This window comes from Cellulomonas sp. P2_F12, from assembly GCF_056403775.1.
Genome location: NZ_JBFUEV010000007.1, coordinates 143,799 through 170,687 on the forward strand (window position 1 = coordinate 143,799; position 26,889 = coordinate 170,687).

Below are 26,889 nucleotides of genomic sequence, written 5' to 3' on the forward strand. Positions count from 1 at the left end.
GTCAGTCATCGGGGTATCGGTCCTCTCAGGGTGGGTGAAGAAAGAGAGGCGAGTGAAGTGTTCTCGGTCCTGCCGGCTGTCTTCACTTTCTTCTAAATCTTCAGGGGGTATAGACAGACTCACCGCGCGTCTGTGTGGTTCACAGGCGCGTAAACGCCTCTGTACGGCTTGACGATGCGACCGGCCTTCTCGGCGCGTTCGAGGTGCTGGTGCACGGCCTTGACCGGCAGGCCGAGCTCGTCGGCGACCGACTGCGCACGGATGCCGTCAGGGTTCGCCGCGACCAGCTCGACGACCGCTGCGCTCGTCTCGCCGAGGCCGATCGTGGCGCGGACCTTGGCTGCAGCTGCGGCGGCGTCGGCGATCGAGTCGTTCAGCAGCGACCAGCTGCCGTCGATCGTCTCGACGATGTACTCGGCCTCGATGACGTCGCGGCCGGTCACTTTGAGCAGGCCTTGCGCCTCGTTACGTGGCCTCGTGAGCAGGATGACGAAATCCGCCGCACCAGCGAGGCCGTGCGTACCGGAGATGCTCGCGACGAAATCGTCGCTGGCCGCTTTCCGGTCGTGGTGCACGACGATCAGGCAGCTGCCGGGGTGCGCGTCGGTCAGCGCTTTGAGCTGTCCGGCGATGCGGTAGTCGCGCGAGTACGTCGTCTCTCCCGCCATGGCTGGCGGCATGACCTTGCCGAGCGTGTCGAGGATGACCAGGCCGCTCGGATGCTCGGTCAGCCAGAGCGCGATCAGGATCAGCAGCATGTTCGGGTCGACGTTGCCGACGACGTAGTCGAACCTGCGCGGGATCGGCTGGCCGCACATCAGGCGGCGGCATCGTTCCTGCAGGCGTCGCTCGCCGTCCTCTAGCGCCAGGTACAGCACAGGCCTGGCCTCGCCGACGGCGATCGCGCCGAGAGCGACCCCGCCGTCGGCGCAGGCGAGCGCGATGCCGAGCATCAGGAAGCTCTTGCCTGCTTTCGGTGCTCCGGCGACGATCCCCATGCCCTCAGGGACGATGCCGGGAACGGCGAACCTCAGCGGCTCGAACGCACGCCTGTCGAGGTCGCCACCGTGCCTGACGAGGTCGAGCGGACTCGGCGGTGTCGAGACGCGACCCAGCGTCTCGGCGGTCGCTCGCGGCACACCCTGCGCGATCAGCTCGTCGACCGTGAACGGTCCGCCGCCGCTCACGCCGCGACTCCGGCGAGCGCGAGCGGACTAGGATGCAGCCGCTCGTCGAGCTCCCAGCGTTGCCAGCCCTCGTCGTCGTGCCGACGCGACCACTCGGCGCGCAGCTCCGGCAGCGTCAGGCTGTACGGCAGGCCACGCTCGAAGGTCTGCGCGGGATCGGGATACGCGCTCGACCCGTCGACCAGCTGGCGGTATGCCGTCGCGTACTGGCGGTGTCGGTCGAGGTGCTGGTGATCCGCGCGAGTGTGCAGCGGTCGATCGTCGATGGTCCGGCGCGGCGGGAACGTCGTCATGTACGCGCTCACGGCTCGACACCGTCCGTCGACACGACGCCTCGCGACGGTTCACGATGGACACGACGACGTCCTGCCTGGTCCGCAGTCGTGGTCGCTGGTGAGGTTCGCAGTAGGTCGGGTCGGTCGCCGCCGCGCGGCCGACCCGTTCTGCGTCCGGGCGGCGACGCGTCGTCCGTCGGGTCGCTGCGGCGCAGCAGTAGAGCGAGCTGGGTGCGCTGTGCCTCGGTCAGCGGCGGCGCGGCCTCGACGACGCGTCGCACGTCGTCTCGCCAGCCAGGCGCGCGCCGGTCGAGCTCGGCAGCAGCGGCGAGCCGGTCGGTGCTCACCGTGTGCCGCCGAGGATCTCGTCGACGACAGCATGAACCTGGTCGCGGTGCTCGGGACCGAGCGATCGGCGCGCGCCGAGCTCTCGGCGCAGCGCGAGGCGTAGGCCTGCGAGGTCCGACTCGATTTCGAGGCGTCGGTACTCGGCGGCCGTGATGGTGTCGCCTGCGCCTCGGCGGTTCGCACGAGCCCAGGCGAGGATGTGCGCTCGCTCGTTCTCAGAGGGTGGGGTCGTGGTGCTGGTCATGGGAGCGGCTCCCCTGCGGTGTGCAGGTGGCTACCCGAGCGCTCGGTACGAGGCCTCGACGATCGAGGTATTCCTCGCGCGCTCGTGTAGTTCGGAGCTCTACATACCCGCCGGGCCTACGCCGCCGACGCGAGCGTCCTGCTCCCCAGGACCCGCTGCGTTCTGTCCCCGCGTCCGGCGTCGAACCGGACCCGCCAGCCGTCGAACTGGTCGGGGTGGTGCTCTGATTCAGACTCTACGTCTGCGATAGGCGGCAGTCACTAGGGGAGGGGTTCTAGCTCGTCGTGCTGAGCCATTCGCGACGAACGCGTGCCGGGTCGAACGCTGTGCCAGGCCTCGTCGACTCGATGGTGACGGTCATCAGCGCGCGGATCACGGCGCGCTGAACGTCGAGGGTCGCGGCGTCCCAGTTCGCGGCGACGTCGCCGTTGACCAGCTCGCGCAGAGCAGGGTCGGCAGGCCGTGCGGCCTCGGCGGTGCGCTCGGCCTCGGCGATCTGCGGTCGCAGTCGCGCGGTGATCCTGGCGAGCTGTTCGCCGTCGATCACGCCGTCGGCGTACTGGTCGGCCGCCTGGTCGAGCCGAACGCGCAGCGCGGCCGCGCGTTCGAACGCGGCCGTCAGAGCCACCTGGTCGCCGCCGAGCAGGTCGGGACCGTCAGGCTGCGACAGCCGCTCGATGATCGTCTCGACGACCACGACGTCGACGTCGTCGAGGCGGCGGCGTACGCCGAAACACGACGCGCAGTAGTAGGACAGTGTCGGGGTGTTCCCGGTCCGGTTCACCCGCATGACGCCGCCGCAGCGACCGCAGGTCGCGACGCCGGACAGGAGGTAGCGGTTCGGCGTGCCGCGCGTTGTCACCCGCGCAGGGTCGAGCAGCAGCGCGCGCACGCGATCGTGCGTGTCGTCGTCGAGGATCGGCTGCCAGGCACCAGCGCCGACGACGACCTTGCGGTGCACGAGGCGACCCGCGTTGCGCTCGCGCAGCATGATCTGCCGCAGCATCACCGAATCCCAGGCGAGCGCGCGCGGCGATGGGATGCCGCGCTCGTTCAGGTCCTTGACGATCGACCGCATCGATTCACGAGCGAGCACGCGTGCAGCGACCTCGCGGATGATCGCCGCCTGAGCGGGGTCGACGATGTCGTTCCCGTCGACGCGGGACCAGCCATAGGCGACCTTGCCGTGCGGCTTGCCTTGCTCGGCGCGCTGGTCGAACGCGCGGCGCGTGCGCTCGCTCGTGCGCTCGGCCTCGGCACCGTCCCAGGCGGCGATCGTCAGCGCGACAGCTCGACCGTCGGCGGTCGTGAAATCGGTCGTGCCGCTGGCGACGGTGCGGATCGCGACGCCTGTCGTCTCGGCGAGCGAGATCAGGTCCACCCATTCGGCCGGTCGGCGCGACAGGCGGCTGTTCGAGTAGGCGAGGACGGTGCCGACGCCGCCTGCACGGACCTGGTCGACCATGGCCGCGTACCTCGGCCGAGGCTTGCGGCTGCGCGTGCTCGCGCCTGTGTCGTTCTCGATGTACACGGCGGCGACGGCCAGGCCGAGCCGTTCGGCGAGCTGGCGGCAGTCCTGCTCCTGCCGCTCGACGCCGAGCTCGCGACCCTCGGAGTCGTTCGAGATCCGCGCGTAGATCACGGCGGTGTCGGTCCTGGTGAGCGTCCTAGCGGTCGTCATGGTGACAACAGTACGCCTATCCGATGTTGTCCCCGGTCGTCTTCCTCATCTTGCCGGTCACCGTCGTCTTCGCCGTCTTCCCCAGCATGGTCGTCCTGCAGGTCGGCCTGTGACGGGTTTGGGTACGTGGCTCGGCACCGCAGCGGTGCCCGACGAAGGGACGAGGACCGATGACGACTGGCAGCCGCGAGAGCACGATCGGCCAGGAGCAGGGGGCGGACGACCAGCCGTCGTCTCGCACGTCTGCGCTGCTGTGGGGCTCGCTGGTGTGGGGCTCGACCGCGTGGAGCGGCGTCCGGCACCGGCTCGCGGGGCGCGACCCCGAGCGTGGCGACGTGCCTGGGTGGGTGCTCGTCACCTTGATGACCGCGGGGCTGGTGACCGCGTTGTGGATCATCGCGGGCGACGCGCTGGCGCGGGTGTTCGAGGACGCCATCGACAGCGTCAAGGCCCCCTGACCGACGAGACGGGGTCGGCGATCGTCGACTTCGCGCTCGTCGGCGGTCTGCTCACCGTGCTGTTCGTCGCGGTGCTCCAGCTGACGGTCGTGCTGCACGTGCGGAACACGCTCGTCGACTCGGCGTCCGAGGGCGCGCGCTACGGGGCGTTGGTCGGGCACGACCCGGACGACGGTGCCGACCGGTCGCGCGACCTCATCGCCCAGTCGTTGTCCATCGCGTACGCCCAGGACGTCAGCGCCGGCCGGACCACGCTCGACGGTCTGGATGTCGTCGAGGTCCAGGTGCGGGCGCCCCTGCCGCTGGTCGGACTGGTCGGCCCGGCGGGGACGCTCACTGTCCGCGGGCACGCGCTGGTCGAGGTCCCGTGACGGGGCGGTTCTTCGCCGACGACGAGGGCAGCTCGGTCGTCGAGTTCCTCGGGCTCTCGCTGGTCCTGCTGGTGCCCCTCGTCTACCTGGTGCTGGTCCTGGGCCGCGTCGAGGCCGCCACGTTCGCCGCCGAAGGTGCGGCGAGGGAGGCGGCGCGCACGTTCGTCGTCGCCGACGGTGCCGACGAGGGCGCGTCGCGGGCCATCGCCGCGGCAGGGATCGCGCTGCGCGACCAGGGGTTCGACGACGACCCGGCCGACGCGCTCACCCTCGCGTGCTCCACGACGCCGTGCCTCGCCCCCGGCAGCGACGTGTCCGCCCGCATCGACGTGCGGGTACCGCTGCCGTTCGTGCCGGGCTTCGTCCGCGACGTCGTCCCGCTGGAGCTGCCCGTCAGCGCCGAGCGTGTGGCGCCGGTCGATACGTACCGGGCGAGCCGATGAGGCACCCGCGAGCCGAGTCGGACGACGGGCAGGTCATGATCCTGACCATCGGCTTCGTCGTCGTCGCGATCCTGCTGATCACCGTCGTGGTCTCGGCCGCCGGCGTGCACCTCGAGCGCAAACGGCTGCTCGCGCTCGCGGACGTGCTGGCCCTCGAGGCCGCCGACGCCGTCGGGGACGACCGGTACTTCGCGCCCGGCGCGGGCGACGGTGACCCGGGCACCGCCGGGCTGCCGCTGACCGACACCGCCGTGCGGGCGGCCGTCGACGGGTACCTGCTGGACAACCCCGAGGCGGTCGCCGGCTGGGACCAGTTCGCCGTGCTGTCGGCCACAACCCCGGACGGGCGGTCGGCGGAGGTCCACGTCGGCGCGGTGGTCCGGCCCGTCCTGATGAGCTGGGTGCTGGCGCCGTGGTCCGACGGGATCGCGCTCGAGGCGGAGTCGACGGCCCGGGGGTCGTGACGGAACAGGCCCGCAGAGCCGACGGTCAGCCGTGTCGAGTGGGATGCGGGCGCGGGTCGGGGAACGCCGCGGAGCTCACGAGGTACCGGCGTGGCGGGTCCTGGGTCAGCTGCTCGGAACCGAGCAGGACGTGCGCCACCATCTCGGCACGGTTGGAGACGGCGAGCTTCGCGAAGATCCGGCGCATGTGTGTCGAGACGGTCCAGACGCTGATGTCGAGCGCGCTCGCCATGGCCTGGTTCGTCCGGCCGGCCGCGACCATCCGGGCGATCTGCCGCTCGCGTGGGCTCAGGCTCACCATGAGGGTCTCGGCGTGCTCGGTGAGCTGGCAGCGGACGTTGCCGATGACGACGTCGAGGAGCACACCGTCCGGCGGGTCCTGTCGAAGGACGCCGGCGCGGATGTCCGCGGCGAGCAGCTCGAGCGCCGCCGCCAGTGGCTCCCGCGAGTCCGCGTCGGACTCGGGGTCGTCGTCGTCGCGGTCCCCGGAGCTCACGGCCCGCTCGGGAGTGCCCAGAAGGTCGTCCGACACGACTGTCATGCGCCGCAACGGTTCGTCGTGCATCACCATCTCGCCTGCCCCCTGTCCTGGGACTTCGCCAGATGGCTGCGACCCCGCAGTACCCCAGGCGAGCGTCCGGTCTGTCTGCTGGTCGGATTCCCGTGTGCCGTTATGGGATGGTGCGACATGATATCGGCGGTTTGTGACTGTCGGCGAGCATCGCGAGCAGGCACACGCAGAGATCGATGCCTCGGGTCCAGTCGGCCACGTCGAGGTGCTCGTCGGGCCCGTGAGCGCCGTCGTCGACCGGGGCCAGGCCCAGGAGGATCGGGTTGTGGCCGAAGGTGGCCGCGAGGGTCGGGACCGCCGCGATGCTGCCTCCCGACACGACGGCTTCCGGGTCGACGCCGAACGCGGCATTGCTCGCGCGGCGCACGGCCAGCGCCGCGGCTCGCGTCGGAACGAGGACCGGCCCCCGGTTGCTTGCCAGCACGGTGACGTCGGTGGTGACGCGGCCGACGTCGTCCGCGCGCAGCGTTCGCCGGAGCTCGCCGAGCGCAGGTCCGGGGTCGGCGCCGGGTGGGATCCGGATGTCGAGGCGGGCCGAGGCCGTCCCTGGGATCGCCTCGCCGCCCGCGCCGGCGGTCAGGTTCGTCACGCTCAGCGAGGCGCGCCTGGTTGCCGGCCAGCCCCGAGGGGCCATCGCCGCGACCGCGCCCGACGCGCGCAGGAGCCCGCGGGCCAGCACCAGCGAGGGGTCGGTGACCAGGCCGCCGAACCGGCCGGCATGGACCGGCGCGGAGCCGTTGGACACCTGCACTCGCAGGGCCAGCGTCCCGCGCTGCGCCACGGTGATGCTCGGGACTCCCGGCCGTGCCAGCCGGGTGTCGACCACGACGATGGCGAGCACCGGTCGCGCGACCGGGACGGCCCCGCGCAGGATGTCCAGCGCGCGGGCCAGGCCGGGGCTGCCGATCTCCTCGGCGCCGTCGACGATGAGCAGGACGTCGGTCGGTGGGCCGCCGGCGGATACCCATGCCCGGAGGGCGACGACGAGCGCCATGACAGGACCCTTGTCGTCGCTCGCCCCGCGGGCGACCAGGCGACCGCCCCGCCGCGTCGGCTCGAACGGCGGGCTCGACCACCCGGGGCCGGGCTGCTTGACGTCGAGGTGGCCGTAGAGGACGACCGTGCCGGGGCGCTTGCCGAGGTGCTTGCCGGGAGCGGAGGCGAACGTCGCCGCGACGACGGGGCCGTCGGGACCGTCGATCACGCGCACACGGCCCGAGATCCGGCGGAGGCGGCTCGCGAGCCACGCGGCGGCGTCGCGCACGTGCGCGCGGTGCGCTCGGTCACCGCTGATGGAGGGGATCCGCAGCCAGCCCTCCAGCGCGACGAGCGACGACGGCACGGCCGCGGTCGCCGCCGCGCGCGCTCGGACGAGGCGATCGTCCACCGGTCCCTACCTGCCGCGCACCGGCGTGCGCTGGCCGCGCGGCCGACCTCCGCCCTGGAAAGTCCCGAGTCCCCCTCGCAGCGGGTACGGCACACCTCGACCGCGGCCCGGTCGCGGCATCGTGAGCGGGCTCCGCTCGGACGCCGCTGCGGCGATGCCGGCGCCGCCCATCTGGTCCCACGGCATGACCCGGTCGGTCCCCGTGCGTCGTGCCAGGCTCATGGCCTGTGCGGAGGTCAGCCATTCCTCGGCCGGTTCGGCGATGTTCATCAGCAGCGCCTCGAACTCGCCGCGCCCGGTCTGCAGGATGTGCGGTCCGGCGAGCCAGCGGAGCACGTCGCGACCGTTGACAGCCATGCGCTGTCGGGGCGAGGTCTGGAGGCGCTCGTCGAAGTACCGGATCAGGACCTCCTCGACCACGTCCCACGCGTTCTCGGCGCCGAACAGGTCCATGACGTCGGCGGCGCCGAGGATCGCGAAGCACTCCTCGAGCACCTGCATCAGCTCGACCCGCATGACGTTGACGTGGCCGAACGACGTGAACTTCAGGTTGTTGCGCAGGTCGAGCCCCGAACGACGAACCACCGCGATCGAGCCGAAGCTCGGGTCGTGCGCCCGCTCGCGGATGACGTCGGAGATCCTCTTGTCCCGCCAGAAGAGCGTGACCTGGTTGACGAAGTGCGCGAAGAGCATGTGGAAGTCGGTGTTCGGGCGGCTCTGCCCCGCGCCGAGCCCGCGGCCGTAGCCGAGCACGCGTCGGTACGCGTCGCGCCGGTCCTCGCGGGTGTAGCGCAGCACGTCCCGCCGGTCGAACCGGTACAGCCCGTACGCGCCGGGTCCACCGGAGAGCCGGACCGCGCCGCCCTCGAAGAGCTCCTTGAGCTTCTGGACGACCTTGAACACACCGATCTGCTCGTGCTGGTAGATGTAGTAGAGGTCGCCGACCGCGACGATGCGCTCGGAGTTGACCTGGTCGTCGTACGGCGTGACCCCCTGCGACGTCAGGGTCTGGCCGAACGCGGTCGCAGCTCCGGGACCGATGCCCACCAGCGCCGCGAGCCCGCCGTCCGGCGGTGGTGTCGCCGCCGCGTCCGCGCCGACCGCGGCGACCAGCAGCTCGTCGAGCTGACCGTTCAGCTCCTCGGCCAGCGCCGGGTTGGCGACGAGGCTCCCGGACAGCCGGGCGGCGATCTGGGCGCGCAGGGCCTGGACCCGGTCGAGCCGGTCCTGGTACTCACTCTCCGACAGCATGATGTCCTCTTTCGCTCGGCGTGGCCCGGTGGGTCATGGCTGCTGGGGTGATGTGCGGCGGGCGCGGGGCGTGCGGGCACGTGGCGCGCGCGCCGCGACGGCCGTGACGGGTTCCTGCGCCGACTCGAGCGTCGTGGCGTGCACCTCAGGGGCGGATTCGACCAGGTCCCCGGGGGCCGTCTCGGCAACCTCGATCGGCACCGACTCGTGGGACGGCTCGACCTCCGCGTACTCCGTCGCGTCCTCCGCGTACTCGGGCTCCACGTACGCGTAGTCGGGCTCCGCGGACACCACGTACTCATCGCCGGGGTCCCGCCCTGCGATGACGTCGGGCAGGTCCGCGGGCTCGACCGGTCCGGCCTCTCCGGTCTGCTCGTTGGTCGGCACCTGCGGCACCTGTGGGATCTGCACTTCCGAGCCCTTCGGCGGGCTCGTGACGTCAGCCCCGCCGGACCCGCAGTCCGGGATCGAGTCCGGCACGTGCACGAACGTGCCGGTCTCGGTGTCGACGATGGCCACCGGCACGTCGAGGATGTCGACGTCGAAGGTGTCCCAGTCGGGCTGGTCGATGTTCAGCGGCAGCTTCGACAAGGTGAACCGGCCGCTGACGTGGTCGTCGTTCGTCGACGTCGAGCCTCTGTCGGGATACGTCGTCGTCAGCCCGGAGCCCACGACGCGGGTGTTGACGGCGGGCGGCACCGCGTGGTCTCCGCAGAGGAAGACAGGGACGTAGCTCGGCAGCATGTTGAGGCCGCGGACTGACACGAGCACCGTGCCGTTCTTGCCGTCGATCCTGCGGACGTTGACGTCGAAGGGGATCGGTGGGGGATTGGCACCGATCGCGTTCGAGACCCGCACGAGCTCGAACATCACGCGGTAGAGGCTCGCGACCGCGACGCGCGTCCGGGCCGCGTACATGCCGGGTGGGTAGTTCGGGTCCGGCTGCCTCCGGATGACCAACGAGGCCGGGCTCGCGCCGAGCCTGCGGGCGAGGAGCTTTGTGCTGCTTGGGGAGAAGAGCGAGCCGAGCGACTTGTGGATGATCTGGTAGAGGACCAGCGCCGTCGGCGCAAGGGTGGAGACGATCCCGTCGCGGCCGGCCTCCTGCGCCACGTGCCGGCCCTCGTCGGCCAGGAACGAGCGGAGCCAGCCCAGCAGGCCGTCGAGCGTCAGCCCCGTGGTCTTGTCGACTCGGACGGTGCGGCGCTCGGCGGCGTTGACCCACACGGAGTCGAGCACGGACTCGAACTCGTCGACCTGCTGGGCGGCGGACTCGAGGAGGGTCGAGATCACGAGGAGGTCCGTGCCGAGGAACCCGTCGCCGGCTGTGGTGAACCGACCGTGCTGGGCCTTCCAGGCGATCTGCAGGTCGGCGATGAGGTCCGCCAAGGTCCAGAACGACGTCCGGACGGTCTCCTTGGGGACGGTCCGAGAGTAGGTCGCGGTCAGCAGGTACCGGTCGCGGAGCGCCCCGACCTGACCGCCCACGGTGTCGGGTGTCGGGCGTCGGCCGCTCGAGACGCCCAGCAGCGCCCGGAAGTACTCGTCGACGCGCTGCGTCCGCGGGCCGCCTGCCGCGCCGAGCTCGTCGACGAGCCGCTCGACCGAGTTGCGCACCAGGGAGCGGAACGCCTCCGTGTCGTCGGGGTCGGCATCGGAGCGCAGCGGGGTGATGCCGTCGAGGATGCGCAGGATCTCGGTGCGGGCGAGCGTGGCCCGCCGGTACAGCGACGCCTGGCCGCCGCTGACCGCACCGAGGTCGGTCTGCAAGGCGTAGCCCCGGGGGACGAACTCGGCGTCGACGTGCCCCTCGACGGTGCTGAGGCGGAACGACGCCTTGAGCGCGTCGACGAATGCCCGCGGGTCGGCGGCTCGCGGCTGGTACCCCAGGACGTCCCGGATCGCCGCGTTGACCGTCGGTCCGAGGTCCGTCGTCGGAGCCCCGCCGGCCGGGCTTCCGAGGGTCGTCGACGGGAAGATCAGGTCGACGTCGACCACCTGCGTTGGGTCTGGGCTCGGGTTCACGGTGTCCTCCTGAGGGTGTGGGGTCGGACGGCACCGGCCCCCGTGTCGGATGGTGTGGCTGTCGACGGGAGGTAGAACGAGAGCAGCTCGCCGATCTCCTGCCAGGCGAGCCGGACGGAGGCGGTGACCTCGGCGAGGGGTTCCTCGCACCGCTGCTGGGAGTCCTCGATCGTGCGCTGCCACTTGTGCCACTGCTCCCCGCGGCCGCGGGCGGTCCGGCGCAGCTCAGCGACCGGCGTGTAGCCGCGCAGCCCCTTCCAGTACCGCTGGTTCGCGCGGCCGATCGCGGCGTCGATGAGCGCCATCCGTGCGGGGAGCTGGCGGACGTCGCTGACCGAGCCCAGCACCTCGTTGGCCTCGACGACGTCGGCCTGCAGGTCCGCGACGAGGTCGGCGAGGTCCTCGACGATCGCCACCTCGCTCGCGTGGGGTCGGCCGTCGTGGACCATGGTCACCAGCTCATCGACGGCCTCGCGCAAGCGGCGGCCGGTCATCTGGAGCTGAGGGATGGCGGTGCTCAGAGACATGGCTCACCGCCTCGAGAGCTCTTGGTAGAAGTTGCGCATGAGCACCTCGGGCGACGCGAGCCGCCGGTCCAGCGCCGTCCGCACGGCACCGATGAGGAAGCGCTCGGGGACCACGCCGGGATCGACTCCTCTGGCGAGCCGGTCGCCGGCCTCCTCGATCATCTCCTGGTGGCGCGGCTCGAAGGTGATGACCTCCCGCAGCGACCGGTTGCCCAGAGAGGGGAACCGGGTCCAGCAGACGGCGTCGACCACGGTGGCGATGCAGTCCTTCGCCGTGCGCAGCAGGTCTGCGGGGATCTGGCCCGCCCTCGTCGACGGGTAGAGGGTGCGCCAGGCGGTCTCGTACCGGGCGGCGACGTCGGGGAACCCCATGCGCCGCAGCAGCTCGGTGGACAGGAAGGTGCGCAGGTACGGAGTCGGGTGCACGCCGTGCGGGTTGTAGGTGAGCGCCTGCGACGGAGCCCGTCCGATGACGTCCATGAGGGACGCGACGAAGGCCTCGCCACCCAGCAGGCAGCCGAGCATGTCTCCGAAGATCTCGCGGTTCCAGCGCGCCCATACCGCCGCGACCGACTCGGGCGCACCCGTCGCCCGGACGCGCTCGAGGATCACGGCGGGGACGGCCTTCTCGAGCTGCAGCTCGTTCTGCAGGTTGTGGCTGACCTCGTGGAGGATCGCGCCCATCGTCCAGGGGTTGACCATCCGGTGGTACGGGAGCTGTACCAAAGGGAACGGGTTGAGCTGACGCCCGAGCTTGCGCAGCGGGATGTTGCGGCGGTAGGTCGCGGGCGAGAACCCGGTGCGCATGTAGGCGAACGGTGGCGGGCTCGGGATGCTGATCGTCGAGCCGAGGTGCATGAAGACGTGCTGGTAGCAGTCGAGAGCGATCCGGTCGCAGGAGAAGAGCCACTCGCCGTAGCTGCTCTGGCGCTGGCCGAACAGCTCGAAGTAGAAGTCCCACACGCGTTCCGTCGCCCGCACCCAGTCGTGCGCCTTGCTCTTGCGAACCAGCAGCGTCTCCCACTCGCCCGCCGACGCACCGGGTCGCGCCGCGAGACGGGCTGCCTGCTCGACCCGACGGACGGCCTGGTCGAGCGGGCGACGCAGCTTGCCCAGCAGCGCGTTGACGGCCTGGACGTGCCCCTCGGACGGCCGGGCGATCGAGGTGCCGAACTCGAGCCGGTCGAAGTCACGCAGCGCCTCGAGGTGGCGTCGGACGTTGATGGCCTGACCGGTGGCGAACGCCGGGAGCACCTGCGTCCGTATCCCCGCCGTGCCCGACCGCGGGGGTGCGGGGTGTGTGACCTCAGCGACGGCGGACACGGCGAGAGCCTCCCCGCGGGCGCGGTGGCGCCGGACGCCGTGCCGGCCCGGCCCCCTGCCACGCCCCGTACCCGGTGCCGGCACGGCGGCGGGCCGCCCAGGCGGCTCGCCTGTTGCGACGGTTCCCGAAGACGTCGACGGCGTGCATCGCGCGTTGTGCTGCCGGTCCGCGCAGCGTCCGGCCGGTGATGGTGCCGAGCGTGTCGAGGATGGTCGACACGTCGATGTCGGTGCCGTTCGCCGACTGGTCCGCAAGGCTCTGCGCCGTGCGCTGGAGCACCACAGGGATGGCTCGGACCAGCCGACGGGTCCGCGGGTCCTGGCGCAGCGAGCGGGCGATCGTGGTAGCACCTCGAACCAGCGCAGGGCCGTTGCGCGCGATGAGGGCGGCGGCCCGGGGGATCAGCCTGGCGGCGAGGGGGACGAGGGCGCCGATGAACGCCTCGGCCTCGCCCTCGCTCTCGGTCTGCGCGGCGTGCCGCGCGAGGTGCGCCATCGTCTCCGCGTCACGGTAGATCCGCCGGATCGGGTTGGCGAAGCCCTCGGCCTCCTCCTCGGCCTCCGCCTCGAACTCGTCCTCGTGCTCTCCCTCGGACTCGACCTCGCGAGCGGCGACCTCGAACTCGAACTCGCCCTCGACCTCTCGGCTCAGCTCGTCCTCGTACTCGTACTCGCCCTGTATCGCCGGGTACCTGTGGTTCAGGGTGGACACGGTGCTCTCCTCACATGTCGACGGGGTCTGGTCGGCGCTGCGGCCTCATCGAGCGCGACGTCCGCCGATCCCGACCGGCCGGCCGGCCGGGACGGCACCGCGAGGCACCCGCACGTCGCTGACGACGCGGACGGTCCTCGCCGGCCTGCCGGCTCGGGAGGGAACCCGGACCGGCGTGACCACCCGCACGAACCCGGTCCGAGGAGCGCGGATCCGAGCACCGCTGGGCGCCACCCGCACCGAGGTGGGCTGCCGCCGGACGGTCGCCCCGCGGCGCGTCGTGACCGGTCCCGCGTACCCGCGTGAGCGGGCGTACGGGCGGTTGAGGTAGACGCCCCGGCGGGTGCGCGCCTGGGCCAGCCCGCGCGAGTGCCGACGCAGTCCGTAGCTCCGCCACCGCGGGTCGGAGAGCACGCGGCTCGCACTGCCGCCGACCACGGCGCCGACGTCCGCCGGCTGCAGCTGGCCAGACGGGTACCGGACCAGCGTGCGCGCCGCCGAGTCGACGATCCCCGGCACCAGCCGGACCGCCGGCCGCGTGTAGGGCGAGCGGTACAGGACCCGCGTGAGCACCGAGGCACCCCGGACGAGGTGCGGGAGGAGCTCCTCGAGCCGGCGCCGGTCGCGCTCGCTGAGCGTGAGCGTGACGGCGGCACCGGCGAAGGCCTCGGCCTCGGCCTCCGTCTCGGCCTCGGAGGCCGCGCCGGCCAGGTACTCGGCGAAGGCGCCCTGCGCCGATACCGGGGCGGTCGCGAGCTCCTCGAGCTCAGCCTCGAGCTCGTCCTCCAGCTCGCCCTCGAGCTGGGACGTGACCGCGCGCGCGATGGCGCCGGCGGCCGGCCCGCCGACGGCGGTCGCGACGAGCGGGCCGATCTTCTTGGCCACCCACTTGAGCTTGTCCTTGTGCTTGTTCAGGAAGCGCCCGATGTTCTTGAAGAACTCCTCCGCCTCATCCTCGAGCTCCTCCTCCCACTCGTCCTCGCCCTCGCCCGCAGCACCACCGAGGAGGGACTTGGCGATGCCCATCAGAGGGCCGAAGAACGCCTCGTCCTCGTCCTCCGTCTCGTCCTCGAAGGCCCGACCGAGCTCGTCCTCCCACTCGTCCTCGTACGCGCCCTCCATCTCGTCCTCGGCCTCGCCCTCGATCTCGCCCTCACCGAGGACCGATTGGGCCAGACCCATGAGGGGGCCGAAGAACGCCTCGTCCTCGTCCTCGCCCTCGACCTCCATCTCGTCCTCGAGCTCGGTCTCGAGCTCGTCCTCGTAGTCGTAGCGCGTCTGTGCCATGAGCCTGGACCTTTCTACCGAGGGGCCGGGTGGTCGACCCGATCGCGGGGAGACCTGCGGCGAAGTGCCGCACCCAATGAACCTCGGCTCGACAGCCGCGCGTCAGTCCTACGTGCGGGGTCGGCCGGGCGGGGGCGCGCGTGCGAGGTCGCCCGCGGGGGGTCACGGTTCGGCGGTCGCGCGGGCGCGGTCGTGGCGCTGCGGTCGCGCAGGCGAGGTCCCGGTCGCGTGGTCCCTGGCGGGCGGTCGCCCTCTTCGGGTCGCACGAACGAGTCACGCGACGCGGAGCCCGGCGCACACCCGCGGAGGATCGGGCGCGGCCGACCCGGTAGCCTGGACGGTTGTGGCCACCACTGACTTCTCGACTGCGATCCGCGATCTGCGCACCACGCTCGGCACCATCGAGGCGGTGAGCGACCCGACCGCGCTCAAGGCGAAGGTCGCGCAGCTGTCGGAGCAGGCGTCGGCCCCCGACCTGTGGGACGACCCGGACGCCGCGCAGAAGATCACCAGCGCGCTGTCGTCGACGCAGGCGGAGCTCGACCGCATGAGCAAGCTGGGCGGCCGCATCGACGACCTCGAGACGCTGGTCGAGATGGCGACCGAGGAAAGCGACGAGGACACCCTCGCCGAGGCCGAGGCCGACCTGCTCAAGATCAAGAAGGACCTGGGCGAGCTCGAGGTCCGCACCCTGCTGGCGGGGGAGTACGACCAGCGCGAGGCCGTCGTCACCATCCGCGCCGGGGCCGGCGGCGTCGACGCCGCGGACTTCGCCGAGATGCTGCTGCGCATGTACCTGCGCTGGGCCGAGCGGCACGGCTACCCGACGACCGTGCTCGACACCTCCTACGCGGAGGAGGCCGGTCTGAAGTCCGCGACGTTCGAGGTCAAGGTGCCGTACGCCTTCGGGAACCTGTCGGTCGAGGCCGGCACGCATCGCCTCGTTCGCATCTCGCCGTTCGACAACCAGGGTCGACGCCAGACCAGCTTCGCCGCCGTCGAGGTCATCCCGCTCATCGAGTCCAACGACTCCGTCGACATCCCCGAGTCGGAGATCAAGGTCGATGTCTTCCGCTCGTCGGGCCCCGGTGGTCAGTCCGTCAACACGACCGACTCCGCGGTGCGCATGACGCACATCCCGACCGGGATCGTCGTGTCGATGCAGAACGAGAAGTCCCAGATCCAGAACCGCGCCGCCGCCCTCCGCGTGCTGCAGTCCCGCTTGCTCCTGGTCCGCAAGGCCGAGGAGGACGCCAAGAAGAAGGCGCTGGCCGGCGACGTCAAGGCGAGCTGGGGCGACCAGATGCGCTCCTACGTGCTGCAGCCGTACCAGATGGTCAAGGACCTGCGCACCGAGCACGAGGTCGGCAACCCCGCGGCCGTGTTCGACGGCGACATCGACGACTTCATCGAGGCCGGCATCCGCTGGCGCCGCTCGGCCGAGTCCGCCGACGCCTGACGCCGCAGCCCGAGCAAAGACCGGCGACTCCCGCCGGAGGCCGGCGCGCCTCAGCTCGACGTCCGAGCTCATGAGGGTCAGGACCCGCTCCTGCGCGGACGTCCGGCGCGCCTCGCCGCAACGTCCGAGCAGGTAGGGGTCTGAGCCCGTACTTGCTCGGACGTCCCTTGAGTGGCTCGTCGCAGCGTCCGAGCAAGTGGTGGCTATGGGCCGCACAAGCTCGGACGTCTCCGAGCACCCCGCTGGCGTCCGCAAAGATCGGTCGCCGGGAGGCTCGAATGTGCGGACGTCCCCGAACCACTCGCCGACGTTCGCAGGATCGGTCGCCGGGGCGCGCGAAGCCTCGGACGTCCCGCAATCAGCAAGCCGACGTCCGCAGGATCGGTCGCCCCCGACGCCCGAATGCGCGGACGTCCCGGACGAGCCACCGCCGCTCAGCCGTCGCACAGGGATTGTTGTGGGCCCGAACATGATTCCCCCAGGCGAGCGAATCGAGCGCCGCGGAAAGCGCTTGTTGAGCCTGCAAGGTCACAGTTTGACCACGGAAAATGCGTCTGACCTTGTGAGAGACCCTCGCCGGTCATATGTTGTGGCCCGCAACATAGTCCTAGCGCCCGAAAGCGCCGGGTGGAGACGAGCGCAACGGGGCGTCGTCACGAGAGGGAGCACGATGCGACGAAGCATGGTTCTGGCGATGGCGGCTGTCACGGCCTCCGGCTTGCTGCTGGCAGGTTGCGGAAGCAACGACACGCCCAGCGGGAGCGACACGGCAAGCGGCGGAAGCAGCGAAGGGCCGGCGCCGAAGGTCGGCGTCATCCTTCCTGACACGAAGTCCTCGGCCCGGTGGGAGACCGCCGACGCCAAGTACTTGAAGGAGGCCTTCGAGGCCGCGGGCGTCGACTACGACATCCAGAACGCCCAGGGTGACAAGACCCAGTTCCAGACGATCGCGGACCAGATGATCACGAGCGGCGTCAACGTCCTCATGATCGTCAACCTGGACTCCGGGTCGGGCAAGGCGGTGCTGCAGAAGGCTCAGGCCCAGGGCATCGCGACGATCGACTACGACCGGCTGACGCTGGGCGGCGGCGCGGACTTCTACGTGTCGTTCGACAACACCAAGGTCGGCCAGCTCCAGGGCGAGGGCCTGCAGAAGTGCCTCGACGACGCCGGCAAGACGACGGCGAACATCGCCTTCCTCAACGGCTCGCCGACGGACAACAACGCCACGCTGTTCAAGGCCGGCGCTGTGGCTGCCCTGCAGAAGAAGACCACCAGCGGCGAGTACACCGTGGTCGCGGACCAGGCCGTTCCTGACTGGGACAACCAGCAGGCCGGCACGATCTTCGAGCAGATGTACACCGAGCAGGCCGGCAAGATCGACGGCGTGCTGGCCGCCAACGACGGTCTCGGCAACGCCGCGATCGCCATCCTGAAGAAGAACGGCGTGAACGGCACCATCCCGGTGACCGGTCAGGACGCGACGGACCAGGGCCTGCAGAACATCCTTGCGGGCGACCAGTGCATGACCGTCTACAAGGCCGTCAAGAAGGAGGCCGACGCGGCCGCCGCTCTGGCCGTGGCTGCTGCCAAGGGCCAGGACACGGCCAGCCTCGCGACCGGCACGGTCGACGACTCCGAGTCCGGCAAGACGGTCGCGGCAGTTCTCCTCGACCCCGAGGCGATCTACTTCGACAACGTCAAGGACGTCATCGCGGACGGCTACACCACCAAGGAGAACGTCTGCACCGCCGACTTCGCGGCCAAGTGCGCTGAGGCCGGCATCTCCTGACGCACGACGACGGAGCCCTCGGGCCCCGTTGACCAGGCGGGGCCGGTCCGCGCAAGCGGCCGGCCCCAGCCTGGCGTCCGGAGGCGGAACACGCCGACGGACACGAAAGCCACGCACGACGCACGACAAGGCCGCAGCGACGCGAGCCGACCCGCACAGACCCGCGACGACGCGGGGTGAACCGATCGACCAGACGAGGTGGACGATGACACAAGCAGCGTATGCCGCACCCGACCTGGCCCCTCCACCGACGCTCGAGGTCCGGGGCGGCCGCAAGAACTTCGGCGCGGTGCACGCGCTGCGCGGCGTCGACCTGGTCGCCCGGGCCGGCGAGGTGACCGCGCTGGTGGGGGACAACGGCGCCGGCAAGTCGACGATGATCAAGTGCGTCGCGGGGATCTACCCGTTCGACGCGGGCGACGTCCTGTTCCAGGGCGCCCCGGCCCACATCTCGTCGCCGGCGGACTCGAACGACCTGGGGATCGAGGTCGTCTACCAGGACCTCGCGCTGTGCGACAACCTCGACATCGTCCACAACATGTTCCTGGGCCGGGAGATCAAGAAGGGCTTCCGGCTCGACGAGTCGGCCATGGAGACCCGGGCCGCCGAGGTGCTCGCGGGCCTCTCGGTGCGGACCGTCCGGTCGATCCGCCAGCACGTGGCCAGCCTCTCCGGCGGGCAGCGGCAGACGGTCGCGATCGCGCGTGCCGTGCTGTGGAACTCCAAGCTGGTCATCCTCGACGAGCCGACGGCCGCGCTGGGCGTCGCGCAGACGGAGCAGGTGCTGCAGCTGGTGCGCCGGCTCGCCGACGCCGGCCTGGCGGTCGTCCTGGTCTCGCACAACATGAACGACGTCTTCGAGGTCGCGGACTCCATCAACGTGCTCTACCTGGGCCAGACGGCTGCTCAGGTGCGCACCAAGGACACCTCGCGCACCGACATCATCGAGCTCATCACCAGCGGTTCCGCCGGCCTCGCGCCGGGGCAGGTGGCGCCGCGGATCTCGCCCGATGCGCCGGAGCGCGCGGTGACCGCCGCACCGACGACCACCGATGCGCCGACCACGAACGGGAGCACCTCCGCATGAGCACGTCCACGGTTCCCCCGGCGCAGACGGCGCCGTCGCTGCTGGCCGGCTCGGTCGAGCAGCCCACCTTCAGCGAGTCGGTCGGCAACTACGTCAGCAAGGTGCGGGGCGGCGACATGGGGTCGCTGCCGGCCATCCTCGCGCTCGTCGTGCTCCTCGCGGTGTTCGTGATCCTCAAGCCCAACACGTTCCCGTCGATCGGGAACATCGCCAACCTGTTCCAGCAGGGCGCGGTCGTCGTGACGATCGCGATGGGCCTCGTGTTCGTCCTGCTGCTCGGCGAGATCGACCTGTCGGCGGGCTTCACGTCAGGGGTCTGCGGCGCCGTGCTGGCCACGGGCCTCACGGTGTACCACTGGTCCTGGTACGTGGCGCTGATCGCGGCCCTGCTGACCGGTCTGGTCGTCGGCACGCTCCTCGGCACGCTGGTCGCCCGGATCGGCATCCCGTCCTTCATCATCACGCTCGCCATGTTCTTGGCACTCCAGGGCGTGGTGCTGCTCATCATCGGGTCGGGCGGCAACATCTCGATCACCGACCCCGTGATCATCGCCTTGCAGAACAAGAACGTCCCGCCGCTCCTGGGCTGGGCGCTCGGGATCATCGCGGTGCTGGCCTACGCCATCTCGAGCCTGCGCACCTGGCAGCTGCGCCGCAAGCGCGGGCTGCTCGCGGCCCCGCTCGGCATGGTCGTGATCAAGATGGTCGCCCTGGGCGTCGTCGTGCTGGGCATGGTCGCGATCCTCAACCAGGAGCGCAGCCTCAACCCGCTGCGCGCGTCGATCATCGGCGTGCCGATCGTCGTCCCGCTCATCGTCCTCCTCGCGCTCGGCCTCGGCTTCGTGCTGACGCGGACGGCGTTCGGCCGGCACATCTACGCGGTCGGTGGCAATGCCGAGGCCACGCGCCGGGCCGGCATCAACGTCAAGGCCGTCCGGACCGCGTGCTTCATGATCTGCTCGACGATGGCGGCCGTGGCCGGTGTGCTGGCGGCGTCGCGCGCGACGTCGGTGGACCCGAACGCGGGCGGCTCGAACGTCCTGCTCTACGCCGTGGGCGCGGCCGTCATCGGTGGCACGTCGCTGTTCGGTGGCAAGGGCCGGATCATCGACGCGCTCATCGGTGGTGCGGTCATCGCGGTCATCGACAACGGCATGGCACTGCTCGGGTACTCGCCCGGCATCAAGTACGTTGTCACGGGCTCAGTGCTCGCCGCTGCTGCGGCCGTCGACGCGATCTCTCGTCGACGAGCCACAACCACGGGCCGCGTGTAACAACCTGAGGGAGGCTGCTGGTGCGGCTCGGCGCTGGTCCGCCGGTCCGGCGCGCCGACGCGGCTGCGCAGGACGACGTCAGAAGGGCCAACCTCTCGGCCGTCCTGCGGCTGCTGCACTTCCACGGTCCGTCGACGCGGTCGGACCTGGTGGCCACCACGGGCTTCAACCGGTCGACCGTCGGGTCGCTCACCTCCGAGCTGGTCAAGCTCGGCCTGGTGCGTGAGCGACCCGGCGTCGTCACGGGCAAGGGCCGGCCGTCCAACGTGGTGGAGCCGGTCAGCACCAGCGTGCACGTGCTCGCGTTCGACGTGACGCCGTCGAGCGTCGGGGCCGCTCGCGTCGGGCTGGGCGGCTACATGCTGCAGGTCCGTCGGCGGCTGCACAGCTCGTCGCCGCACGACGTCCCGGCCGTGGTCGAGCTCATCGCCACGCTGGCCAGGGAGATGCAGGCCAAGGCCGCGCCGGGGTCGGTGTGCCTCGGGCTGGTGGTGTCGGTGCCGGGCAGCGTGCGGCAGCCCGACGGGCTGGTGCGTCGGTCGCCCCCGCTGGGCTGGCACGAGGTGCCGTTCGCGGAGCTGCTCCGCACGGCCACGGATCACGAGTACCCGGTCGCCGTCGGCAACGACGGCGACCTCGGCGTCGTCGCGGAGTACCTGCGGGGTGCCGCGCGCGGTGCGCAGGACGTCCTGTACGTCCGCGGGGAGGTCGGCGTCGGTGGCGGGGTCGTCGTCGACGGCGAGCTGCTCAAGGGCGCCGGCGGCTACGCCGGGGAGGTCGGCCACCTCGTCGTGAAGCCCGGCGGGCGTGTCTGCTCGTGCGGGGCGCGCGGGTGCTGGGAGGCCGAGATCGGCGACGCGGCGATCATCCGCGCGGTCGGCCGGGACCCGCGGGAGTCGGACATCGAGGACGTGCTGAGCGACGTCGCCATCGGCAACCGGCGCAGCATCGCGGGCGTGCGCAAGACGGGGGAGTGGGTGGGCCTCGGGCTGGCGAGCCTGGTCAACCTGTTCAACCCGCGCGTGGTCGTGCTCGGAGGGACGCTCGGTGCGCTCTACCCGACGATGGAGCCGACCCTCGCGGCGTCGTACTCGCGGGCACTCGGGCCGATGCGGGAGCAGGCGCTCCTGGTGCGCTCCGACCTCGGGTCGGACGCGCAGCTGGTGGGTGGCGCGGAGGTCGCTTTCGCCGACGTGCTCGAGGACCCGGCGGGCACGCTGGACGCCCGGTCCGAGGAGGAGCCCCAGGCCCTGTCGGGGACCTGAAGGCCAGACATTCTGCACCAAAGCACCCACGGCAGGGTTCTCACAGGCAAGCGTCGGCGTGTCACCGTCCGGTGACCCCCTGTCCGCTGCCTACTCTCGACGAGGCCAGCGCTGTACCCCGTCCGTCCCCGAAACCTGGCCCGCGAGCATCGTGATCAGATTCGAGAACGTCACCAAGGTCTACGCGCGCGGCGCCCGACCGGCGCTGGACCGCGTGTCCCTGGATGTCGAGCGGGGCGAGTTCGTCTTCCTCGTCGGCGCCTCCGGCTCCGGCAAGTCGACCTTCCTGCGGCTCGTGCTGCGCGAGGAGCGGGCCTCGGCCGGGCGCGTCTTCGTCGCCGGCAAGGAGCTGGGCACCCTGTCGTCGTGGAAGGTGCCGACGCTGCGCCGCCACATCGGTGCGGTGTTCCAGGACTTCCGCCTGCTGCCCAACAAGACCGTGTTCGAGAACGTGGCGTTCGCGCTGCAGGTCATCGGCAAGCCGCGCCACCACATCCTCACCACCGTGCCGGACACGCTCGAGATGGTCGGCCTGGCCGGCAAGGAGAAGCGCCGCCCGCACGAGCTGTCCGGTGGCGAGCAGCAGCGCGTGGCCATCGCGCGCGCGTTCGTCAACCGCCCGAACATCCTGCTGTGCGACGAGCCCACGGGAAACCTCGACCCGACCACGTCCTTGGGGATCATGCGCCTGCTCGACCGGATCAACCGCACAGGCACCACCGTGGTCATGGCGACGCACGACGACGAGATCGTGGACCAGATGCGCAAGCGCGTCATCGAGCTGTCCATGGGTGACCTGGTGCGCGACCAGTCCCGCGGCGTCTACGGCTCGGACCGCTGATGCGCCTCCAATTCATCCTCAGCGAGATCGGGCTCGGTCTTCGGCGCAACCTGTCGATGACCATCTCGGTCATCCTCGTGACCTTCGTGTCGCTCACGTTCGTCGGCTCGGCCGCCCTGCTGCAGACACAGATCGGCAAGATGAAGGACGACTGGTACGACAAGGTCGAGGTCTCCGTCTTCCTCTGCCCGCAGAACTCGGACCAGCCGACGTGCGCGAGCGGCGAGGTCACCGACGATCAGAAGGCCGACATCCAGGCGGCGCTCGCGTCGCCCGAGGTCAAGCCGTACGTGGAGAAGATCTACACGGAGACCAAGCAGCAGGCGTACGCGGCGTTCCAGAAGCAGTTCAAGGACCAGTTCTGGGCCTCGGCGGCGACCGAGGACGACATGAACTCGTCCTACCGGATCAAGCTCACGGACCCGAAGCAGTACCAGGTCGTCGCGGACGTGGTCTCGGGCCGGCCCGGCGTCGAGGAGGTCAAGGACCAGCAGCGGCTGTTCGACAAGCTGTTCACCGTCCTCAACAACGCGACGCTGCTGGCCGGTGGCCTCGCGCTCGTGATGCTGCTGGCCGCGGTGCTGCTGATCACGACGACGATCCGCCTGTCCGCGCTGAGCCGCCGCCGCGAGACCGGGATCATGCGCCTGGTCGGGGCGTCGACCGTGTTCATCCAGCTGCCGTTCATGCTCGAGGGTGCGATCGCCGCGACGATCGGCGCGCTGCTCGCCGTCGGGGGGCTCTGGCTGGGCGTCGAGTACCTGGTCACCGACTGGCTGGGCGCGTCCGTGGGCTGGATCCCGTACGTGAGCACGGCCGACGTGCTGGCCGTGGCGCCCATCCTCATCGGGGTCGCCATCCTGCTCGCCGCGATCTCGTCGCTGGTCACCCTCAGCCGCTACACGAAGGTGTGATGATGCGCCGCCTCCGGATGCCCGCGTTCCTCGTCGTGCTCGCCCTGCTGCTCACGGCGTTCTTCGCCGCGCCCGCCAGCGCCGACAGCATCGACGACCGCCGCAAGGCCGCCGAGGCGCACAAGGCCGCCGTGGCCAAGGCGCGCGACGACACCGAGGCCGCGATGGAGGGCGTCGACGCGAGCATCCAGGCGCTCGCCCTGCAGCTGGCCGACACGCAGGCGCAGATCCCCGCCGCGCAGGCCAGCCTCGACGCGGCGAACGCGGCGCTGGAGAAGGCGCAGCGCGAGGCGGCGATCATCGCGGCGCGGCTGCAGGACGCCACGGACCAGCAGGCGACCATCTCCACGACCATCACGGCGGACGCCGACCACGCCAAGCAGATGCGCGCGGCGATCGGGCAGATGGCCCGCGAGGCGTACAAGGGCGGCGGCGGGGTCTCGGGCGTCGACGTCATCCTCGACGCGCAGAGCACCGACGACTTCGTGCAGCGCTACGGGTTGATGTCGACCGCGCTGCGCACGCAGGCGCAGATCCTCGACGACCTCAAGGCGACCGAGTCCGCGAACAAGAACGCCGAGGCCCGCCTGGGCGCGGTGAAGGACAAGATCACCGAGCTCAAGGCCGCGGCCGACCAGAAGGTGGTCGAGGCGGACGCGGCGAAGACGGCCGCCGCAGCGGCCAAGGCCGCGCTCGACAACCTGCTCGCGCAGCAGGTGAGTCAGCAGCACGCGCTCGACGCCCAGAAGGCCGCCCTCGAGGCGCAGCTGGCACAGGCCGACGCCGAGGCCGCGGCCGTGCAGGCCGAGCTCCAGGCGGCCATCGCGGCGCAGAAGGCTCGCGACGCCGCCGCCGGCAACCCCCACGGCCCGGCCGGCCCCATCGGCACCGCGCTGTTCGCCAACCCGACCAGCGTCAACCCGATCTACGTGACGTCCGAGTACGGGATGCGCATGCACCCGACGCTGCACTACGTCCGCCTGCACGCCGGCATCGACCTGCGCACCTACTGCAACACCCCGATCTACGCCGGCCGCGCCGGCACGGTGACGTGGGCCAAGCAGCGGTTCGGCTTCGGCAACCAGGTGATGATCGACAGCGGGTTCGTCAACGGCAACGCCCTGTCGGCGTCGTACAACCACCTCACCAGCTTCGCGGTCGGCGCCGGCCAGCACGTCGAGCAGGGTCAGCTGATCGGGCACTCCGGCAACACGGGGACCTCGGCGGCCTGCCACCTGCACTTCGAGGTGTACGTGAACGGCGCGACGACGAACCCGCGGCCGCTGCTGGGCCTCTGATTTCGGCTGGCGTCGGACGGGTAGTCTCGTCGAGCACCATTCACCTTTCATTGCAGGAACGGGGTTCGACGACGGTGGCCAAGGAGATCGGGCGCAAGGTCGTCGCCTCGAACCGCAAGGCCCGGCACGACTACGTCATCGAGGACGTGTTCGAGGCCGGCCTGGTGCTCAGCGGCACCGAGGTCAAGGCCCTGCGCCTGGGCCGGGCGTCGCTGGTCGACGGCTGGTGCGAGGTGACCAACCACGAGCTGTGGCTCGAGGGCGTGCACATCCCCGAGTACTCGCAGGGCACCTGGACCAATCACGCGCCCCGCCGCAAGCGCAAGCTGCTGCTGCACCGCCAGGAGATCGACCGCCTGGAGTCCCGCACGCGCGAGAAGGGGCAGACGATCATCCCGCTGTCCCTGTACTTCCTCGACGGGCGCGCCAAGGTCGAGATCGCGCTGGCCCGCGGCAAGCGCGAGTGGGACAAGCGGCAGGCGCTGCGCGAGAGGCAGGACAACCTGGAGGCCAACCGCGCGATCCGCGAGAAGCGCGACCTGTGAGGACGCTGCGGGCGTTCTTTCTCGCCCTCTTCCTCGTCGTCGTCGCTGCGGTCCCGGCCTCTGCCGCGCCCGACCAGTCGTCCGGCCGCGAGATCACGCGGTACGACGTCACAGCTGTCTTGAGTGCCGACGGCGTCATGCAGGTCGCGCTCGACTTCGACTTCGACTTCGGCGACGACCCGGGTCACGGGCCGTTCCTCACGCTGCCGACCCGCGTGTACTACGACGACTCGCAGGACCGGGCGTTCCGGTACTCCGACATCTCCGCGTCGTCGTCCACAGGGGCGCCGGCGCAGGTGAACCGCGAGGAGAACGACAACGCGCTGATCCTGCGCATCGGCGACCCCGACATCGACAACGTCTCCGGCGTGCAGACCTACCACGTCGAGTACACGGTCGACGGGCTGGTCAACCCCGCGAACGCCCAGCACTCCGGCGACGAGCTGTACTGGAACGTCATCGGCGCCGGCTGGGAGATCCCGCTGGGCGGTCTGTCGGTCCAGGTCACCGGTCCCGCCGCCGTCGAGGGTGCCGTCTGCTTCGCGGGCCCGAACGGCTCCACCGACCCGTGCACGTCGTCGGCTTTCGACGGATCGTCGTCGACCTTCACGCAGGACCTCGTCCCCGTCGGGTCGGAGTTCTCGACGGTCACGGGCTGGCCGGCCGGCACGTTCCCTGGGGTCGAGCCGATCCTCGTCGACAAGCCGGACCCGCTGGGCCCCGTGCAGCCGGTGTCGCCCCTGGGCATCGTCGCGCTGCTCGTGCTCATCGCCGGCACCATCGTCGCGATCGTGCGGGTGCGTCGCGTCGGCCGGGACCGCGCCTACCTCGGCCTGACTCCGGGCCTGCGGCCGGCCGACAACCAGCCGGGCACGATGTCGGGCTTCCGCGATCGTCGCCAGGTGGTCTCCGTGCAGTTCCAGCCGCCCGAGGGCGTGCGGCCGGGGGAGATGGGCACGCTTCTCGACGAGAGCGCCGACCCCGTCGACGTCACCGCGACCCTGGTCGACCTCGCCGTGCGCGGCTGGCTGCGCATCGAGGAGGTGCCGCGGTCCGACCCCCGCAAGAAGGCCAAGGACTGGACGCTGGTGCAGCTGAAGAACCGCGACGGCTCGCTGCTGCCGTTCGAGGACACCCTGCTGCGGGAGATCTTCTCCGGCTCGACCACCGTGAAGCTGTCGGACCTGCGAACCACGTTCGCGTCGTCGATGGCCAAGGTGCAGGACGGCCTCTACGACCACGTCACCGCCGCAGGCTGGTTCCGGTCCAACCCGAAGTCGGTGCGCTCGCTCTGGCGCGCCGCGGGGATCGTGCTGGTCGTCATCGGCGCCGGTCTCACGTTCTTCGTCTTCGCCTCCGGCGCCTCCGTCCGCGGCCTGGCGCTGGTGCCCATCGCGATCGGTCTCATCGGGCTCCTCGTGGCCGCGCTGGCCAAGGCGGCGCCCGCTCGCACCGAGAACGGGACGGCGGTGCTGGCGCAGTCCCTGGGCTTCCGGCGGTACCTGGCGACGGCCGAGGCGAACCAGCTCAAGTTCGAGGAGGGCGAGGACATCTTCAGCCGGTACCTGCCCTACGCGATCGTGTTCGGCCTGGCCGACCGGTGGGCGCGGGTGTTCGCCGAGCTCGCCGCGCAGGGCCGCGCGGTGTCGCAGCCCGGCTGGTACGTCGGCGGGTACTACCCGGGCGCCAACATCTACTGGGCGACCGCGTTCGCCTCCTCGCTGGACCGGTTCTCCTCGATCGCGACCGAGTCCCTCTCGGCGCCGACCCCCGGGACGTCCGGTGGATCCGGGTTCTCGGGCGGCTTCTCCGGCGGTGGCGTCGGAGGCGGTGGCGGCGGGGGCTGGTAAGACTTCCTGT

At 71.0% G+C, this 26,889-nt stretch carries 26 protein-coding genes; 14 read left to right on the top strand and 12 right to left on the bottom strand.

Annotation, left to right across the window (positions count from 1 at the left end):
* Window positions 1–119: 119 nt before the first annotated feature.
* From AC1DWH_RS15335 to AC1DWH_RS15350, 4 genes are all read right to left on the bottom strand, one after another.
* On the bottom strand, window positions 120–1,187 hold the full coding sequence (locus tag AC1DWH_RS15335; protein ID WP_477094395.1) for an AAA family ATPase: 1,068 nt from the start codon (window positions 1,185–1,187) through the stop codon (window positions 120–122).
* A complete protein-coding gene (locus tag AC1DWH_RS15340) occupies window positions 1,184–1,492 on the bottom strand; it encodes a hypothetical protein (protein ID WP_477094396.1) in 309 nt (102 codons plus the stop codon). Before AC1DWH_RS15340 ends, AC1DWH_RS15335 begins: the two co-directional genes overlap by 4 nt.
* A 313-nt stretch (window positions 1,493–1,805) precedes the next feature.
* Window positions 1,806–2,054, bottom strand: a complete 249-nt coding sequence (locus tag AC1DWH_RS15345) for a hypothetical protein (RefSeq protein WP_477094397.1) — start codon at window positions 2,052–2,054, stop codon at window positions 1,806–1,808.
* 274 nt (window positions 2,055–2,328) lie between these two features.
* On the bottom strand, window positions 2,329–3,735 hold the full coding sequence (locus tag AC1DWH_RS15350; RefSeq protein ID WP_477094398.1) for a recombinase family protein: 1,407 nt from the start codon (window positions 3,733–3,735) through the stop codon (window positions 2,329–2,331).
* Between the two features lie 263 nt (window positions 3,736–3,998).
* Here AC1DWH_RS15350 and AC1DWH_RS15355 point away from each other — a divergent pair, with 263 nt between their 5' ends.
* Genes AC1DWH_RS15355 through AC1DWH_RS15370 form a run of 4 tightly spaced genes read left to right on the top strand, consistent with a single transcriptional unit; the run spans window position 3,999 to window position 5,471 of the window.
* A complete protein-coding gene (locus AC1DWH_RS15355; RefSeq protein ID WP_456845335.1) occupies window positions 3,999–4,193 on the top strand; it encodes a hypothetical protein in 195 nt (64 codons plus the stop codon).
* 20 nt (window positions 4,194–4,213) lie between these two features.
* Window positions 4,214–4,564 carry a TadE family protein gene (locus AC1DWH_RS15360; protein WP_477094440.1) on the top strand — a complete coding sequence of 117 codons (351 nt, stop codon included), beginning with the start codon at window positions 4,214–4,216 and terminating at the stop codon, window positions 4,562–4,564.
* Window positions 4,561–5,007, top strand: coding sequence for a pilus assembly protein (locus tag AC1DWH_RS15365; RefSeq protein WP_477094399.1), 447 nt, complete (start codon window positions 4,561–4,563; stop codon window positions 5,005–5,007). The genes AC1DWH_RS15360 and AC1DWH_RS15365 overlap by 4 nt, the downstream gene beginning before the upstream one ends.
* Window positions 5,004–5,471, top strand: coding sequence for a pilus assembly protein TadG-related protein (locus AC1DWH_RS15370; protein ID WP_477094400.1), 468 nt, complete (start codon window positions 5,004–5,006; stop codon window positions 5,469–5,471). Before AC1DWH_RS15365 ends, AC1DWH_RS15370 begins: the two co-directional genes overlap by 4 nt.
* A gap of 25 nt (window positions 5,472–5,496) precedes the next feature.
* Here AC1DWH_RS15370 and AC1DWH_RS15375 read toward each other — a convergent pair whose 3' ends face one another.
* From AC1DWH_RS15375 to AC1DWH_RS15410, 8 genes are all read right to left on the bottom strand, one after another.
* The gene (locus tag AC1DWH_RS15375) at window positions 5,497–6,012 is read right to left on the bottom strand and encodes a helix-turn-helix domain-containing protein (RefSeq protein ID WP_477094401.1); all 516 of its coding nucleotides are present in this window, start codon (window positions 6,010–6,012) and stop codon (window positions 5,497–5,499) included.
* Window positions 6,013–6,142: 130 nt separating this feature from the next.
* Entirely contained in the window at window positions 6,143–7,429 is a 1,287-nt protein-coding gene (locus AC1DWH_RS15380) for a M20/M25/M40 family metallo-hydrolase (RefSeq protein WP_477094402.1), read from the bottom strand.
* A gap of 6 nt (window positions 7,430–7,435) precedes the next feature.
* Window positions 7,436–8,680: a hypothetical protein gene (locus AC1DWH_RS15385; protein WP_477094403.1), complete on the bottom strand. Its 1,245-nt coding sequence runs from the start codon at window positions 8,678–8,680 to the stop codon at window positions 7,436–7,438.
* 33 nt (window positions 8,681–8,713) lie between these two features.
* Entirely contained in the window at window positions 8,714–10,678 is a 1,965-nt protein-coding gene (locus AC1DWH_RS15390; protein ID WP_477094404.1) for a hypothetical protein, read from the bottom strand.
* A 23-nt stretch (window positions 10,679–10,701) separates the two neighbouring features.
* Window positions 10,702–11,232: a hypothetical protein gene (locus tag AC1DWH_RS15395; RefSeq protein ID WP_477094405.1), complete on the bottom strand. Its 531-nt coding sequence runs from the start codon at window positions 11,230–11,232 to the stop codon at window positions 10,702–10,704.
* Between the two features lie 3 nt (window positions 11,233–11,235).
* Window positions 11,236–12,555 (bottom strand): hypothetical protein, encoded by a 1,320-nt coding sequence (locus AC1DWH_RS15400; protein ID WP_477094406.1) that lies wholly within the window; start codon window positions 12,553–12,555, stop codon window positions 11,236–11,238.
* Window positions 12,539–13,267 (bottom strand): hypothetical protein, encoded by a 729-nt coding sequence (locus AC1DWH_RS15405; protein WP_477094407.1) that lies wholly within the window; start codon window positions 13,265–13,267, stop codon window positions 12,539–12,541. Before AC1DWH_RS15405 ends, AC1DWH_RS15400 begins: the two co-directional genes overlap by 17 nt.
* 45 nt (window positions 13,268–13,312) lie before the next feature.
* On the bottom strand, window positions 13,313–14,554 hold the full coding sequence (locus AC1DWH_RS15410; RefSeq protein WP_477094408.1) for a hypothetical protein: 1,242 nt from the start codon (window positions 14,552–14,554) through the stop codon (window positions 13,313–13,315).
* Between the two features lie 343 nt (window positions 14,555–14,897).
* Here AC1DWH_RS15410 and prfB point away from each other — a divergent pair, with 343 nt between their 5' ends.
* From prfB to AC1DWH_RS15460, 10 genes are all read left to right on the top strand, one after another.
* Window positions 14,898–16,013, top strand: coding sequence for a peptide chain release factor 2 (gene prfB, locus AC1DWH_RS15415; protein WP_456845325.1), 1,116 nt, complete (start codon window positions 14,898–14,900; stop codon window positions 16,011–16,013).
* 694 nt (window positions 16,014–16,707) lie between these two features.
* The gene (locus AC1DWH_RS15420; RefSeq protein ID WP_477094409.1) at window positions 16,708–17,805 is read left to right on the top strand and encodes a sugar ABC transporter substrate-binding protein; all 1,098 of its coding nucleotides are present in this window, start codon (window positions 16,708–16,710) and stop codon (window positions 17,803–17,805) included.
* A gap of 205 nt (window positions 17,806–18,010) precedes the next feature.
* Window positions 18,011–18,892 (top strand): ATP-binding cassette domain-containing protein, encoded by an 882-nt coding sequence (locus AC1DWH_RS15425; RefSeq protein ID WP_456845323.1) that lies wholly within the window; start codon window positions 18,011–18,013, stop codon window positions 18,890–18,892.
* Window positions 18,889–20,166 carry a sugar ABC transporter permease gene (locus tag AC1DWH_RS15430; protein ID WP_456845322.1) on the top strand — a complete coding sequence of 426 codons (1,278 nt, stop codon included), beginning with the start codon at window positions 18,889–18,891 and terminating at the stop codon, window positions 20,164–20,166. Before AC1DWH_RS15425 ends, AC1DWH_RS15430 begins: the two co-directional genes overlap by 4 nt.
* Before the next feature lie 20 nt (window positions 20,167–20,186).
* Window positions 20,187–21,431, top strand: a complete 1,245-nt coding sequence (locus AC1DWH_RS15435) for an ROK family protein (RefSeq protein WP_456845321.1) — start codon at window positions 20,187–20,189, stop codon at window positions 21,429–21,431.
* 151 nt (window positions 21,432–21,582) lie between these two features.
* A complete protein-coding gene (gene ftsE, locus AC1DWH_RS15440; RefSeq protein ID WP_456845320.1) occupies window positions 21,583–22,272 on the top strand; it encodes a cell division ATP-binding protein FtsE in 690 nt (229 codons plus the stop codon).
* Window positions 22,272–23,186 carry a permease-like cell division protein FtsX gene (ftsX, locus tag AC1DWH_RS15445; protein ID WP_477094410.1) on the top strand — a complete coding sequence of 305 codons (915 nt, stop codon included), beginning with the start codon at window positions 22,272–22,274 and terminating at the stop codon, window positions 23,184–23,186. Before ftsE ends, ftsX begins: the two co-directional genes overlap by 1 nt.
* 2 nt (window positions 23,187–23,188) lie before the next feature.
* Window positions 23,189–24,484, top strand: coding sequence for a peptidoglycan DD-metalloendopeptidase family protein (locus AC1DWH_RS15450; protein ID WP_477094411.1), 1,296 nt, complete (start codon window positions 23,189–23,191; stop codon window positions 24,482–24,484).
* Window positions 24,485–24,558: 74 nt separating this feature from the next.
* On the top strand, window positions 24,559–25,029 hold the full coding sequence (gene smpB, locus AC1DWH_RS15455; RefSeq protein WP_456845317.1) for an SsrA-binding protein SmpB: 471 nt from the start codon (window positions 24,559–24,561) through the stop codon (window positions 25,027–25,029).
* Window positions 25,026–26,879 carry a DUF2207 domain-containing protein gene (locus tag AC1DWH_RS15460; RefSeq protein WP_477094412.1) on the top strand — a complete coding sequence of 618 codons (1,854 nt, stop codon included), beginning with the start codon at window positions 25,026–25,028 and terminating at the stop codon, window positions 26,877–26,879. The genes smpB and AC1DWH_RS15460 overlap by 4 nt, the downstream gene beginning before the upstream one ends.
* The last annotated feature ends 10 nt before the right edge of the window (window positions 26,880–26,889 follow it).

Excerpts from the sequence above, each read along its gene's own strand:
- AC1DWH_RS15395 (WP_477094405.1), bottom strand. The coding sequence starts at position 11,232 with ATGTCTCTGAGCACCGCCATCCCTCAGCTCCAGATGACCGGCCGCCGC.
- AC1DWH_RS15385 (WP_477094403.1), bottom strand. The coding sequence starts at position 8,680 with ATGCTGTCGGAGAGTGAGTACCAGGACCGGCTCGACCGGGTCCAGGCC.
- AC1DWH_RS15420 (WP_477094409.1), top strand. The coding sequence starts at position 16,708 with ATGGCGGCTGTCACGGCCTCCGGCTTGCTGCTGGCAGGTTGCGGAAGC.
- AC1DWH_RS15345 (WP_477094397.1), bottom strand. The coding sequence starts at position 2,054 with ATGACCAGCACCACGACCCCACCCTCTGAGAACGAGCGAGCGCACATC.
- AC1DWH_RS15370 (WP_477094400.1), top strand. The coding sequence starts at position 5,004 with ATGAGGCACCCGCGAGCCGAGTCGGACGACGGGCAGGTCATGATCCTG.
- AC1DWH_RS15430 (WP_456845322.1), top strand. The coding sequence starts at position 18,889 with ATGAGCACGTCCACGGTTCCCCCGGCGCAGACGGCGCCGTCGCTGCTG.
- ftsX (WP_477094410.1), top strand. The coding sequence starts at position 22,272 with ATGCGCCTCCAATTCATCCTCAGCGAGATCGGGCTCGGTCTTCGGCGC.
- AC1DWH_RS15450 (WP_477094411.1), top strand. The coding sequence starts at position 23,189 with ATGCGCCGCCTCCGGATGCCCGCGTTCCTCGTCGTGCTCGCCCTGCTG.
- AC1DWH_RS15350 (WP_477094398.1), bottom strand. The coding sequence starts at position 3,735 with ATGACGACCGCTAGGACGCTCACCAGGACCGACACCGCCGTGATCTAC.
- AC1DWH_RS15375 (WP_477094401.1), bottom strand. The coding sequence starts at position 6,012 with ATGACAGTCGTGTCGGACGACCTTCTGGGCACTCCCGAGCGGGCCGTG.
- AC1DWH_RS15410 (WP_477094408.1), bottom strand. The coding sequence starts at position 14,554 with ATGGCACAGACGCGCTACGACTACGAGGACGAGCTCGAGACCGAGCTC.
- AC1DWH_RS15425 (WP_456845323.1), top strand. The coding sequence starts at position 18,011 with ATGACACAAGCAGCGTATGCCGCACCCGACCTGGCCCCTCCACCGACG.